This is a genomic window from Pseudomonas anuradhapurensis, from assembly GCF_014269225.2.
In the GTDB taxonomy this organism is placed as follows: domain Bacteria; phylum Pseudomonadota; class Gammaproteobacteria; order Pseudomonadales; family Pseudomonadaceae; genus Aquipseudomonas; species Aquipseudomonas anuradhapurensis.
The window spans coordinates 4,718,632-4,732,028 of record NZ_CP077097.1 but is presented as its reverse complement, the minus strand read 5'-3'; the positions used below and the strand labels follow the sequence as shown (position 1 = coordinate 4,732,028).

Sequence of the window (13,397 nt, the reverse complement as noted above, 5' to 3'; positions counted from 1 at the left end):
GGCAAGCCCGCGAAGAGGCCGGCACAGGTTTCCATGGCTAGCGGCCCAGATACACCTCGACCACCCGCTCATCCGCCTGCACCTGCGCCAGCGACCCTTCCGCCAGCACACTGCCCTGGTGCAGCACGGTCACATGGTCGGCAATGCTGCCGACAAAGCCCATGTCATGCTCCACCACCATCAGCGAGTGCTTGCCGGCCAAGCCCTTGAACAGCTCGGCGGTGAACTCGGTCTCGGCATCGGTCATGCCGGCTACCGGCTCGTCCAGCAACAGCAGTTGCGGCTCCTGCACCAGCAGCATGCCGATCTCCAGGAACTGCTTCTGCCCGTGCGACAGCAGGCCCGCCTGGCGTTGGGCCAGCGGCAGCAGGCGCAAGGTGGTCAGCACCTCGTCGATGCGCTGGCGCTGTTCGCCGTTCAGGCGCGCGGCCAGGCTGGCCCACACCGACTTGTCGGTCTTCAACGCCAGCTCCAGGTTCTCGAACACGCTCAGTGCTTCGAACACCGTGGGCTTCTGGAACTTGCGCCCGATCCCGGCCTGGGCGATCTGGTATTCGCTCATGCGGGTCAGGTCGAGGGTGTCGCCGAAGAAGGCGCTGCCGATGTCGGGCCGGGTCTTGCCGGTGATCACGTCCATCATCGTGGTCTTGCCGGCGCCGTTGGGGCCGATGATGCAGCGCAGTTCGCCGACACCGATGTACAGGTTCAGCGCGTTGAGGGCTTTGAAGCCGTCGAAGCTGACGCTGATGTCTTCAAGGCTGAGCACCGTGCCATGGCGGGTGTCCAGGCCAGCCTTGCGGCTTTGGCCCAGGCCGATCGCATCGCGGCCGCTGCCAAGGGTGTCGAACACAGGTTCGAGCATGAATTCCGGGTGGACCGGGGGCACGCCTCTCATGGCTGGCTCCTTTTCTTCAGCAGGCCCACCACACCTTTGGGCAGGTACAGGGTGACCAGGATGAACAGCGCGCCGAGGAAGAACAGCCAGAACTCCGGGAAGGCCACGGTGAACCAGCTTTTCATGCCATTGACCAGGCCGGCGCCGAGCAGCGGGCCGAGCAGCGTGCCGCGCCCGCCCAACGCCACCCACACGGCGGCTTCGATGGAATTGGTCGGCGACATTTCGCCAGGGTTGATGATGCCCACCTGCGGCACGTACAGCGCGCCGGCCAGGCCGCACAACACGGCACTGAGCACCCACACCAGCAGCTTGAAACCGCGCGGGTCGTAGCCGCAGAACATCAGGCGGTTTTCCGCGTCGCGTACGGCGGTGAGCAGGCGGCCGAACTTGCTGCGGGTCAGGCCCCAGCACAGGTACAGGCTGGCCAGCAGCAGGCCGACCGTGCACAGGAACAGCACGGCACGGGTACCCTGGGCGGCGATATCGAAACCGAGGATGGTGCGAAAGCTGGTGAAGCCGTTGTTGCCGCCAAAGCCGGTCTCGTTGCGGAAGAACAGCAGCATGCCAGCGAAGGTCAGGGCCTGGGTCATGATCGAGAAATACACGCCCTTGATGCGTGAGCGGAAGGCGAACCAGCCGAATACCAGCGCCAGCAGCCCGGGTGCCAGCACCACCAGGCACAAGGCCCAGGCGAAGTGCTGGGTGCCGGCCCAGTACCAGGGCAGTTCGCTCCACGACAGAAAGGTCATGAACCCCGGCAGGCCGTCACCGGCGGCCTGGCGCATCAGGTACATGCCCATGGCGTAGCCACCGAGGGCGAAGAACAGGCCGTGGCCCAGCGACAGCAACCCGGCATAGCCCCAGACCAGGTCCAGCGCCAGGGCCACGATGGCGTAGCAGAGGATCTTGCCGACCAGGGTGAGGGTGTAGGCCGACACCTGCAGGGCATGCTCCGCCGGTAGCAGCGACAGCAGCGGCAGGGCCACCAGCAGCAGGACGACGACGGCGCCGATGGCCAGCGACAGGCGCGGCCCGGCCTTTTGCGCAGCAGTGACAAGCAGTGGCTGGTTCATCAGTCGATTACCCGTCCCTTGAGGGCGAACAGGCCTTGCGGGCGCTTCTGGATGAACAGAATGATCAACGCAAGGATGAGGATCTTGCCCAGTACTGCACCGATCTGCGGTTCCAGCAGCTTGTTGGCTATCCCTAGGCCGAAGGCTGCCCACAGGCTGCCGGCCAGCTGGCCGACACCGCCGAGCACCACCACCAGGAACGAGTCGATGATGTAGCTCTGGCCGAGGTCGGGGCCGACGTTGCCGACTTGGCTCAGGGCCACGCCGCCCAGCCCGGCGATGCCCGAGCCGAGGCCGAAGGCGAGCATGTCGACGCGCCCGGTGGAAACGCCGCAGCAGGCTGCCATGTTGCGGTTCTGGGTAACCGCACGCACGTTCAGGCCCAACCGCGTGCGGTTGAGCAGCAGCCAGGTGAGCAGCACCACGGCCAGGGCGAAGCCGATGATCACCAGGCGGTTGTACGGCAGCACCAGGTTGGGCAGCAGCTGGATGCCACCGGACAGCCAGGCCGGGTTGCTGACTTCGACGTTCTGCGCGCCGAACAGCAGGCGGATGGCCTGGATCAGGATCAGGCTGATGCCCCAGGTCGCCAGCAGGGTTTCCAGGGGGCGGCCATAGAGATGGCGGATCACCGTGCGCTCCAGGGCCATGCCGACCCCGGCGCTGACGGCGAAGGCCACCGGCAGGGCGAGCAGCGGGTAGAACTCGATGGCGCCGGGGGCGTAGCGCTGCAGCAGCACCTGGACCATGTAGGTGCTGTAGGCACCGAGCATGAGCATTTCGCCGTGGGCCATGTTGATCACGCCGAGCAGGCCGAAGGTGATCGCCAGGCCCAGGGCCGCCAGCAGCAGGATCGAACCCAGCGACAGGCCGCTGAATGCCTGGCCGAGCAGTTCGCCGACCAACAGCTTGCGCTGCACCTGGGCCAGGCTGGTTTCGGCTGCGGTGCGTACGCCCGGGTCGGCTTCCGCGCCCGGTTGCAGCAGTGCTTCGAGGCGGGTGCGCGCCAATGGGTCACCGGTTTCGCCGAGCAGGCGCACGGCAGCCAGGCGTACGGCCGGTTCGCTGGCGCCCAGTTGCAGGTTGGCCAGGGCCAGGCCGAGGGCGGCGTGCACGGCGGGGTCCACCTCGAGGGAGAAGCGCCGGTCGAGGAAGGCCATCTGCGCGGGCTGGGCGCTCTTTTGCAGTTGCTGGGCGGCGGCCAGGCGCGTGGCGCTGTCGTTGTCGAGCAATTGGTGGCTGGCCAAGGCATTGTCGATCAGGCCGCGCAGGCGATTGTTCAGGCGCACCTTGCGGGTGTCATCGGCGGCGATGTGGCCTTGGCGCAGGTTGTCCAGCAGCGGCAGGCGTGCGGCATCGGGTTGTGCCGCCCAGCTTTCGAGCAGTTGGGCTTGCTCGGCGGGCTTGGCGGTGAGGAAGAATTCGCCCTCGCTGGCCTGGGTTGCCAGGGGCAAGAGCAGCAGGAGGGTGAGCAGGAGTCTGAGCATTCGGGCAGTCCTGGAATACAGTGGTGGATGCTTCGCGGGCAAGCCCGCTCCCACAGGTGCGGTGAAAGGTTTGAAACTGTGGGAGCGGGCTTGCCCGCGAATGGGCCGCAAAGCGGCCCCAATGCACTCAGTTACCTTTCACTGCGTAATCAGGGCGCTTGTCGTTCCCGGGAATGAACGGGCTCCACGGTTGCGCCCGCAGCGGCTGCTCGGTTTCCCACACGACGCTGAACTGCCCGTCATCCTGGATCTCGCCGATCATCACCGGCTTGTGCAGGTGGTGGTTGGTCTTGTCCATGGTCAGGGTGAAGCCCGACGGTGCCTTGAAGGTCTGCCCGGCCAGCGCCTCGCGGACCTTGTCAACGTCGGTGGACTTGGCCTTCTCGGCGGCCTGGGCCCACATGTGGATACCCACATACGTGGCTTCCATAGGGTCGTTGGTCACCGCCTTGTCGGCACCCGGCAAGCCCTTGGCCTTGGCGTAGGCCTTCCAGTCGGCGACGAACTTCTGGTTGACCGGGTTATCCACCGACTCGAAGTAGTTCCACGCCGCCAGGTGGCCGACCAGCGGCTTGGTGTCGATGCCGCGCAGCTCTTCTTCGCCGACCGAGAACGCCACCACCGGCACGTCGGTGGCCTTCAGGCCCTGGTTGGCCAGTTCCTTGTAGAACGGCACGTTGGAGTCGCCGTTGACGGTGGATATGACCGCAGTCTTGCCGCCGGCGGAGAACTTCTTGATGTTGGCGACGATGGTCTGGTAATCGGCATGGCCGAACGGGGTGTAGACCTCTTCGATGTCCTTGTCGGCCACGCCCTTGCTGTGCAGGAAGGCGCGCAGGATCTTGTTCGTGGTACGCGGGTAGACGTAGTCGGTGCCTAGCAGGAAGAAGCGCTTGGCGCTGCCGCCGTCTTCGCTCATCAGGTACTCGACGGCCGGGATGGCCTGCTGGTTGGGCGCGGCGCCGGTGTAGAACACGTTCGGCGACATCTCTTCGCCTTCGTACTGCACCGGGTAGAACAGCAGGCCGTTGAGCTCCTCGAACACCGGCAGCACGGATTTGCGCGACACCGAAGTCCAGCAGCCGAACACCACCGCGACCTTGTCCTGGGTCAGCAGCTGGCGGCTCTTTTCGGCGAACAGCGGCCAGTTGGAGGCTGGGTCGACCACGACCGGTTCGAGCATCTTGCCGTTTACACCGCCCTTGGCATTGATCTCGTCGATGGTCATCAGCGCCATGTCCTTGAGCGAGGTCTCGGAAATCGCCATGGTCCCGGACAGCGAATGCAGGATGCCGACCTTGATGGTCTCGGCGGCCTGGATACTCCAGCTCAGGCCCATCGCCGCGATCGATGCGCTAAGGGTAAAGGCCTTGATCAGACTGCGACGCTTCATGTGCTCTCTCCGCTGAGTTTTTTTAGGGTGTTGGGCAAGCGGAGAGGGGGTTGCAAGGGGTGTGCCTGGTGGCTCAAGGCCCGTATTAGAGGGGTTGTGCGAGGTGTTGGGGCGTGGGTTGGATCCAGGTTGGTGCCTGGGGGATTTGTGTGCACAGGATTGGGGCCGCTGTGCGGCCCATCGCGACACAAGGCCGCTCCTACAGGGAAACGCGCACCTCAGGGAAACGCGTACACTTGTAGGAGCGGCCTTGTGTCGCGATGGGCTGCAAAGCAGCCCCCGAGTCCTTCAGCCGTTACGCATCGCCGTGCGCGGATGGCGCTTGCTGCGCACGAACTGGTAGGTCACCGCCAGCAGCACGAACCAGATCGGCGTCACCAGCAACGCCGAGCGCGTGTCTGCCTCCAGGCTCAGCAACACCAGGATGAAGGCAAAGAACGCCAGGCACACGTAGCACATGAAGCGCCCGCCGGGCATCCTGAATTTCGACGCCTGGTGCAGCGCCGCGCGGTGCTTGCGGTACTGCAGGTACGACAGCAGGATCAGCGTCCAGACAAACATGAACAATACCGCCGAAACGGTGGTGATCAGGGTAAATGCTTCGATCACGTTGGGCACCAGGTAGATCATCACCGCCCCCAGCAGCAGGCAGGTGCAGGAGAAGTACAGCCCGTTGGCCGGCACCGAGCGGCTCGACAGCTTCTCGAACGCCCCGGGTGCATCACCCTCCTGCGCCAGGCCATAAAGCATGCGGCTGGTGGAGAACACGCCGCCGTTGGCCGACGAGGCTGCCGAGGTCAGCACCACGAAGTTGATGATGCTTGCCGCCGCCGGCAGGCCGGCCAGCACGAACAGTTCGACGAACGGGCTCTTGCCCGGCACCACATCGCGCCAAGGGGTCACGGCCATGATCGCGATCAGTGCCAGTACGTAGAACATGATGATCCGCACCGGGATCGAGTTGATCGCCCGTGGCAGGGTGCGTTCCGGGTTCTTCGCTTCGGCGGCGGTGGTGCCTACCAGCTCGATCCCGACGAAGGCGAACACGGCGATCTGGAACCCGGCAAAGAAGCCCATCAGGCCGTTGGGGAACATGCCGCCATCGTTCCACAGGTTGGCCAGTTGCGCAGTGTGCCCGCTGGGCGAAGTGAAGCCGCTGATGACCATGTACAGGCCGGTCGCGACCAGGCCGAGAATGGCGACGATCTTGACCAGGGCAAACCAGAATTCCAGTTCACCGAACATCTTCACCGTCACCAGGTTGAGTGACAGCAGCACGCCCACGCAGGCCAGGGCCGGGATCCACTGTGGCAGCTCGGGGAACCAGAACTGGGTATAGGCGGCAATGGCGACCACGTCGGCGATGCCGGTGACCACCCAGCAGAACCAGTAGGTCCAGCCGGTGAAATAACCGGCCCAAGGGCCCAGCAGGTCGGCGGAGAAGTCGATGAACGACTTGTAGTTGAGGTTCGACAGCAGCAGTTCGCCCATGGCGCGCATGACGAAGAACAGCATGAAGCCGATCAGCATGTAGACGAAGATGATCGACGGCCCGGCCAGGCTGATGGTCTTGCCCGAGCCCATGAACAGGCCGGTGCCGATGGCGCCGCCGATGGCGATCAGCTGGATGTGACGGTTGGTCAGGTTGCGTTGCAGATGTGGCTCATCTGGCGGGGTGGGTGAAGTTTGCGTCATGGGCTGCATTCCATTGGACAATCGGTCGTCTTGGCGGAGGTAGCCGGCTAGGCTAACACGCGTGTTCCAGTTCGGGGCGCGACAGATCGACTCGACTTTTGGGGAGCAGTTTTGTGCCTGTGCCGGCCTCTTCGCGGGTGAACCCGCTCCCACAGGGACCGCGCTGCCCTCAGGCTTGGCGCAGAAACTGTGGGAGCGGGTTTACCCGCGAAAGGGCCGGCACAGACGAAGCAAGGCTCAAGCGCTGGCCAGCACCCGGCCGCGCCTGACCACCAGGCTATCTACCAGCCACATCACCACCATCGACACCCCCACCAGCGGAAACACCACCCCCAGCACCAGCATCACCGCCACTGCCGTCTTCCAGCGCGGCAGGTCATGGCGCAGCGGCGGCACACCCAGCCCGCCGGCCGGCCGGCGCTGCCACCACATCAGCAGCCCGCTCACCGAGCCCAGCAGGATCATCAGGCACACCAGCAGGATGATGACCTGGTTCAGCGCCCCGAACATCTTGCCTTCATGCAGCATCACCCCAAGCTCCGTGGCCCGCGCTACCGTGCTGTAGTCCTGCCAGCGCACGTCGGCCAGGACCTTGCCGGTGTACTGGTCAACATGCAGGGTGGCGTCGTTGCGGGGGTCGTCGGCGAACACCGCGATGGTGAACACACCGTCGGCCGTGGTCGGCAGGGTGATGCTGTAGCCCGGTTCGACCTGGCGCGCGCTGGCGATGTCCTCGACCTGTTGCACGCTCACCTGCGGAGCGGCGGGCCGCTCCGACATCATGTGATGCCCGGCGTGTTCGGCGTGCGCACCGGACTGCGGCATTGGCGTGTTCTCCACCGCCCAGGGCACGGTCTGGCGGTGCGCATTGTTCAATTCACCCGCCTGCTGGTCCGACTTGGGTACGTCGTTCCACATGGCCGCCGGAAAGCGGTTCCACAGATCGGCGTATTGCTTGCCCCACAGGCCGGTCCAGGTCATGCCGCTGAGCAGCATCAGCAACAGCAAGGCCGAGCCCCAGAAGCCCGTCACTGCATGCAGGTCGCGCCATAACAGGCGGCCGCGCGCCGATAGCCGTGGCCACAGTACGCCGGCGCCGTTGCGCCCGCGTGGCCACCACAGATACAGGCCTGACACCACCAGTACGATGCCCCAGCCCGCAGCCAGCTCCACCAGGCGGTCGCCGAGCGTGCCGACCATCAATTCACCATGCAGGGCGCGGGCAATGGCCTGCAGGTTCTGCTTGCCGTCCTGCTCGCCGAGAATCCTGCCGCTGTAAGGGTCGACGAACACGTTCAGTTCACGCCCACCGTCATGCACCACGAACTGCGCGCTGCGCTCGGCGTTCAGCGGCGGCAGGTACTGGCCGACGTGGCCCTTGGGATAGGCCTGGCGCACTTCGGCCAGCAGCGAGTCGGCGCCCTGTCGATGATGGCCGGCTTCGACCACCATCAGGTCGCGGTACAGCAGCGGGTCGAGTTGCGGCTTGAACAGGTAGATGATCCCGGTAACCGCCAGCAGGATCATGAACGGGGCCACGAACAGCCCGGCATAGAAGTGCCAACGCCAGGCCAGGTTGTAGAAATTGATGCGTGTTCCTCTCATGGGAACCTCCAGTTTTACCAAAGGGCGCAACACCAGGTTGCGCCCGCGGTTGTTGTCAGAAGCTGAAATCGACCTTGGTCCAGAACGTCCGGCCTGGCTCGTTCACCGGTTGTGGGTCGGTGGCCGGGTAGCCGAACCCGGCGTTGCCGGCCAGGTTCAGGTGCTCGGCGTAGGTCTTGTCGAACAGGTTGTCGACCCCGGCGCTGAGCTTGAGGTGGTTGCTGACCTTGTAGGCGCCATTGAGCGAGAACACGCCGAAGCCGGCGCTGTTGTCGTAGTCCTTGCCGACCACGTTGCCCTGGTTCTCGGCGATGCGGTTCTGCGCCGCCACCAGCCGCCACAGTGCCCCAACGCTCCACACATCGCGGCTGTAGGTCAGGCCCAGGCGGCTTTCGAGGGGCGGCATCTGCGGCAGTGCCGTGCCGTCACTGCTGTTCTTGCCCCAGGCGTAGGCCAGGGTGGCGTCGGCCTTCCAGTGGTCGGTCAGCTGATAGGCCGCTCCCAGTTCACCACCCATGATGCGGGCGTCGATGTTCCGTGCCTGCGAAGTGCTCATGCCCATCATGCCGCTGCGGTAGTCGAACAGGATGTAGTCGCGGATCTGCCCGACATAGCCCGAAGCCCAGGCCTCAAGGCGCTCGGTGCGGTACTGGATACCGAAGTCGAGCTGGGTGGTCTTCTCTGGCTTGATACCGTCGAAGGCGTTGGCCGCACCGGGTGGTGCCAGCTTGGGCGAGAACAGCTCCCAGTAGTCGGGGAAACGTTGGGCATGGCCAAGGCCGACGTACGTGGTGGCCGGGATGGCTGCCAGGTCGTGCTCGTAGCGGACAAAACCGCTGGGCAGGGTGTCGGCGCGGGTATCGCCGTTGGTGACGCTGTTTACGCGGAAGTCGCGAGCCGAGGCGCGATCCAGACGGGCACCGGTAATCATGCGGTCCTCACCCGAGACGTACCAGGTCAGCTCGCCGAAGGCGCCGTAGTTGTGAAAGTCGGCGTCCTTGGTCCACGCCTGGCCCTTGTGCGCGTCCACGCCCATGCCGCCGCGTTTGCGATGTTCGTTGGTCTGCGCATCGATGCCGCCGATCAGCTGCACGTCGGCCCAGCGCCAGGTGGCCTTGACGCGGGCGCCCAGGGTGCGGCGGTCGACGTTGCTGACCATCGGCATGCCCATCATGCCGCCGCCCGACGGTGTGCGCAGGCTGTAGTTGTCCATCACGTGATCGGCGTAGTTGTAGTAGACCTGTGTCTCGACCTTGTCGAGCACCTCGCCCAGGTTGGATTTTTCAAAACGCAGCCCCAGGCTTTCGCGCTTGAACTGCGAGCCGTCCATGCCGCGCCCGGCATAGCGGGCTTCGCCGTCGCCCTTGCCGGCGGTCAGCTCCAGCAAGGTGTCCTGGTCGGGCGTCCATCCGAGGGCGACATCGCCGTTCCACTTGTCCCAGCGGGATGGCACGGTGTTGTCGCTGCCGTCGTGGTAGTCATCCGAGCGCGACTGGTTGCCGACAAAGCGGGCGTAGGCCTGGCTGTTGCCGGCGGCGGCGTCCAGTACCTTGTCGAAGCGGCCGTTGGAGCCGGCCAGCAGGCTAGCGTTGACCCGGCTGCCGAGGCTGCCGAACCGCTCCGGATCGCGCTCGAAGAGGATGGTGCCTGCCGAGCCGCCTGGGCCCCAGATTACACTTTGCGGGCCTTTGATCACGGTCAGGCGGTCGTAGGTTTCCGGTGAGATGTACGAGGTGGGTGCGTCCATGCGGTTCGGGCAGGCGCCCAGCATCAGCCCGCCATTGGTGAGGATGTTCAGGCGCGAGCCGAACATGCCGCGCAATACCGGGTCGCCGTTGGTACCGCCGGCGCGGATGGCGGAAAACCCCGGGATGGTTTTCAGATAGTCGGCGCCGTCGCTGGCCGGCACTGGCTGGCGCGGGTCTTTCGGGTTGGTGACCACGGTCAGTGGCGAACTCGGGGCTACGGCGGTGATTACCGTCGGGCTCAGCTCAGGTGCGTCGTGGGCATGGCCTTCATGGCCGGGTTCGGCGGCCAGTGCTACGGGCGCGAGCAGCGAGCCGCACACGGCGGCGAGGGTCCCACGCAGGGACCAGGCAAAAACAGGGGTGCAGCCGGACATAATGATTCCAGTCGATCAGTCATGAGTCAGCACGAAGCCTCCTGGCTCCGTGCAAAGTGATGTGCGGTCAGACGTTGATCGAGAAGGGCGGCGCGCGGCTGCGCGCGCCGGGGAATACAGCCTGCCGGGCATGACCCTGGCGCGTGGGGGCGAGCAGGTGGGTGGTGGCAACGACGCTGTCGGCGCTGAGCGGGCTGAGCGCCTGCGGCAGGGCCGGGCAGTTGAACAACAGGCTGCAGTAACCGCACTTTTCCCACATCACATGCAACTGGCCATCGCCAGCCTGACCGTGATGGGTGTCGCCAGCATGCTGATGGCCGGCCGCCATCGGCATGTCCATCGGCATGCTCATGCCGGCAGGGTGGTCCATCGGCATCGACTGGGAAATCAGCGGGCCGATGAAGATCATCCACATGGCGAACAGGCTCAGCCATACGCCACCGGCGCGCCTGCGGTCAGGGCGGGTGGTACGGCTGGAGCTGTGGCGCGGCAGGCTCATGGCGAGTGCCTGTCAGCGGGTGTCAGTGCGCGTGTTCGTGGGCTTGCGGCGGGTCCGCTGGCGCCTGCTTCTGCACAGCCACTTCAACGGTGATGTCGCCGGCCTTCTCGAAGTGCAGGGTCAGCGGGAAACGCTTGCCATCGCTGAGCAGGCTGCGGTCCTTGGGCTGCATCAGCATCACATGGTAGGCGCTGGGGGCGAAGGTCAGGTCCTTGCCGGCCGGCACCACCACGCTGGGGACCTGCTGCATCTTCATGGCGCCGCTGGCGCTCATGGCATGTTCGTGCAGTTGCGCATCGTCAGTGATCGGGCTGTCGACACCGAGCAGGCGGTCGTCGGCCTGGCCATTGTTGTGAACCACGAAGTACGCCGCGACGTTGGGCGCGTTGGGAGGCAGCTGCAGCGACCAGGGGTGGGCGATATGCAGGTCGCCCACACTGTATTCGTGGGCATTGGCAAAGGCGCCGGGCAGCAGCAGGGCGGCCACGACGAGGGCGTGCTTGAGCATGGTGAATCTCCGTTTCTGTTCAGGTTCAGGCAGACAGGGCGATGAACTCAGGCCAGCGGAGAGGCACGAGGGTTGAGGGCTGGCCAGAGTTGGCGCGGCGTGGCGTGATAGTCGGCGGGTGGCGGCAGCAGCCCGGCCAGCAGTATCGGCGGGTTGTGCAGCTGCGGCGGGTAGCCGGGCAAGGCCAGCAGTGGCGCGGCACCGGAGCAGCACCAGCAATTCATCATGCTGGCGCTATCGTCGCTTTGGGGGCCGAGGTCGATCTTGGCCAGTGCCTGGACGTCGACCTTGGCCTTGTTGGCCATGCTGGAACAGAAAGCCCCCCACAGCAGCTGTTCGGCCGGGCCCTTGGGCGCAGCAGAGGACAGCGGCATGGCCAGCAGGTTGAACAGCACTGCGAGGCAGGCTATCCAGGCGATGTGCCGACGTGGGGGCATGGAGAGATCCGGTCAGGAATCGTGGTGGCTATTGTACGGCCGAGTATAGGTAAAAATGTCGGGGTGCGGTGAAGTGACGCAGGCCGGGCCCGTCGGGAGGGCTGCTTTGCAGCCCAATCGCCGGCAAAGGTACCCTCAAGCCTTGTTACGACCCATCAACCCGCGCACGGTCTCCTGCAGGTCCGCCGGCAGCACCACCACCTTGGCATTGCTGCTGCCCGCCAGGTTCTCCATCGCCCCCACATAGCGCTCGCCCAGCAGGTACATCGCCGGCACGGTCTCGTTGCCCACCGCGTCCTTGACCAGGGTGATCGCCCGTGCCGAGGCCTCGGCCAGGCTGACCTGCGCCTCGGCATCCAGCCTGGCCGCCTGCAGGCGTGCTTCGGCCTCGAGGATCGCCGCCTGCTTGGCCCCTTCGGCGCGGGTTACATCGGCCTTGCGCTCACGCTCGGCGGCCGCCTGGCGCTCCATGGCCAGTTGCATGTTCTCGGAAGGCTTGATGTCCTGGATTTCCACCGAGCGCACGGTCACGCCCCAATCCTCGGTCTGCTCGGACATGGCTTCACGCAGGCGCGCCTTGATCTGCTCGCGGCTGGACAGCGCTTCGTCCAGGTCCATGGCACCGACGATGGCGCGCAGCGAGGTCATGGTCAGGCTGGTGACGGCGAACGAGAAGTTCTGCACGCCATAGGAGGCCTTCTGCGGATCGACCACCTTGGCGAAACACAGGGCGTTGGCGACGATCACCGCGTTGTCCCGGGTGATGATCTCCTGCTCTTGCACATCGAGGATGATGTCCTTGGTCGGCAGGCGGTAGGCAACCACGTCCATGTACGGGATGACGATGTTCAGGCCAGGCTTGAGCGTGCTGTGGTAACGGCCAAGGCGCTCGACGATCCATTCCTCGCCCTGGGGCACGATCCGCACCCCCTTGAACACGGTGATCAGGACGAACAGGGCGATGGCGGCGACGACGATGAGGCTGGTCATGGTGCGCAATTCCTTTTGATACAGGTTCAGGCCCGGATGACCCGGGCGGTATTCCCTTCGATGGCGGTAAGGCGTACCCGCTCGCCAGCGGCGATCTCGCTGTCGGCGATGCAGGTCCATTCTTCGTTGCCGAGCACTGGCTTCTGGAAGCGTACCCGGCCTTTGTGGAACTCCGAGACGGCAGCGGTCAGCAGCCCGACTTCACCGATCACGCTGTCGGCGGTCCAGCGTACATCCGGTTTGCGCCGGAACAGCTTGAACCACAGTGCCGTGGTGATTGACGAGAGCACCACCCACAGCAGCACCTGCATGTCCAGATGCAGGCTGGGAGCGGCCAGCGAGATAAGCGAAACCAGCACGGCACCGATGCCGAACCAGAGGATGAAGAACGTCGGCAGAACCAGTTCGAGCAGCATCAGCGCGATGCCGAAGACCAGCCAGATCCACCATTGCATGTCCATATGGGTAGCGCCTTCCAGAGGGAGGAGGCGAGTTTAAGGCAGCAGGGCGGCAGAGGGCCACCTGAAGGCTGAACGAAAAGCCCGAAATGGCTGTAGGACTATCTTCTGAGAAGTGACGCAATCTCGTGTAGGAGCGGCCTTGTGTCGCGATCGGGCTGCGCAGCAGCCCCAGCAATTTTGTGTACCAGTGCTGAACTCCTGGGGCTGCTGCGCAGCCCGATCGCGACAC

The 13,397-nt window shown here is 65.1% G+C and carries 12 protein-coding genes; all 12 read right to left on the bottom strand.

Translation table 11 applies throughout. The annotated features are described in order from the left end of the window. Positions 1 to 37: 37 nt before the first annotated feature. The 12 genes from urtD to HU763_RS21635 all read right to left on the bottom strand — a co-directional run bounded on the left by urtD (position 38) and on the right by HU763_RS21635 (position 13,168). Complete coding sequence (gene urtD / locus HU763_RS21690; protein WP_186686506.1) at positions 38 to 895, bottom strand: urea ABC transporter ATP-binding protein UrtD; 858 nt, start codon at positions 893 to 895, stop codon at positions 38 to 40. Then, positions 892 to 1,971: an urea ABC transporter permease subunit UrtC gene (urtC, locus tag HU763_RS21685; RefSeq protein ID WP_186686509.1), complete on the bottom strand. Its 1,080-nt coding sequence runs from the start codon at positions 1,969 to 1,971 to the stop codon at positions 892 to 894. The genes urtD and urtC overlap by 4 nt, the downstream gene beginning before the upstream one ends. Beyond that, a complete protein-coding gene (urtB, locus tag HU763_RS21680) occupies positions 1,971 to 3,458 on the bottom strand; it encodes an urea ABC transporter permease subunit UrtB (protein ID WP_186686511.1) in 1,488 nt (495 codons plus the stop codon). The genes urtC and urtB overlap by 1 nt, the downstream gene beginning before the upstream one ends. Before the next feature lie 127 nt (positions 3,459 to 3,585). After that, positions 3,586 to 4,851, bottom strand: a complete 1,266-nt coding sequence (urtA, locus tag HU763_RS21675; RefSeq protein ID WP_110701784.1) for an urea ABC transporter substrate-binding protein — start codon at positions 4,849 to 4,851, stop codon at positions 3,586 to 3,588. A 288-nt stretch (positions 4,852 to 5,139) separates the two neighbouring features. Then, on the bottom strand, positions 5,140 to 6,546 hold the full coding sequence (cycA, locus tag HU763_RS21670; RefSeq protein WP_186686513.1) for a D-serine/D-alanine/glycine transporter: 1,407 nt from the start codon (positions 6,544 to 6,546) through the stop codon (positions 5,140 to 5,142). A 237-nt stretch (positions 6,547 to 6,783) separates the two neighbouring features. Continuing rightward, entirely contained in the window at positions 6,784 to 8,151 is a 1,368-nt protein-coding gene (locus tag HU763_RS21665) for a PepSY-associated TM helix domain-containing protein (protein WP_186686515.1), read from the bottom strand. 55 nt (positions 8,152 to 8,206) lie between these two features. After that, entirely contained in the window at positions 8,207 to 10,273 is a 2,067-nt protein-coding gene (locus HU763_RS21660) for a TonB-dependent copper receptor (RefSeq protein WP_186686525.1), read from the bottom strand. A 67-nt stretch (positions 10,274 to 10,340) separates the two neighbouring features. Beyond that, a complete protein-coding gene (locus HU763_RS21655; protein ID WP_186686528.1) occupies positions 10,341 to 10,772 on the bottom strand; it encodes a DUF2946 domain-containing protein in 432 nt (143 codons plus the stop codon). A gap of 22 nt (positions 10,773 to 10,794) precedes the next feature. Beyond that, positions 10,795 to 11,280, bottom strand: a complete 486-nt coding sequence (locus HU763_RS21650) for a copper chaperone PCu(A)C (protein WP_186686529.1) — start codon at positions 11,278 to 11,280, stop codon at positions 10,795 to 10,797. Between the two features lie 47 nt (positions 11,281 to 11,327). Continuing rightward, positions 11,328 to 11,717, bottom strand: a complete 390-nt coding sequence (locus tag HU763_RS21645) for a DUF2946 domain-containing protein (RefSeq protein WP_024087799.1) — start codon at positions 11,715 to 11,717, stop codon at positions 11,328 to 11,330. 135 nt (positions 11,718 to 11,852) lie between these two features. Continuing rightward, positions 11,853 to 12,707, bottom strand: a complete 855-nt coding sequence (locus tag HU763_RS21640) for an SPFH domain-containing protein (protein ID WP_186686530.1) — start codon at positions 12,705 to 12,707, stop codon at positions 11,853 to 11,855. 26 nt (positions 12,708 to 12,733) lie between these two features. Next, positions 12,734 to 13,168: an NfeD family protein gene (locus tag HU763_RS21635; protein WP_186686531.1), complete on the bottom strand. Its 435-nt coding sequence runs from the start codon at positions 13,166 to 13,168 to the stop codon at positions 12,734 to 12,736. Between the last annotated feature and the right edge of the window lie 229 nt (positions 13,169 to 13,397).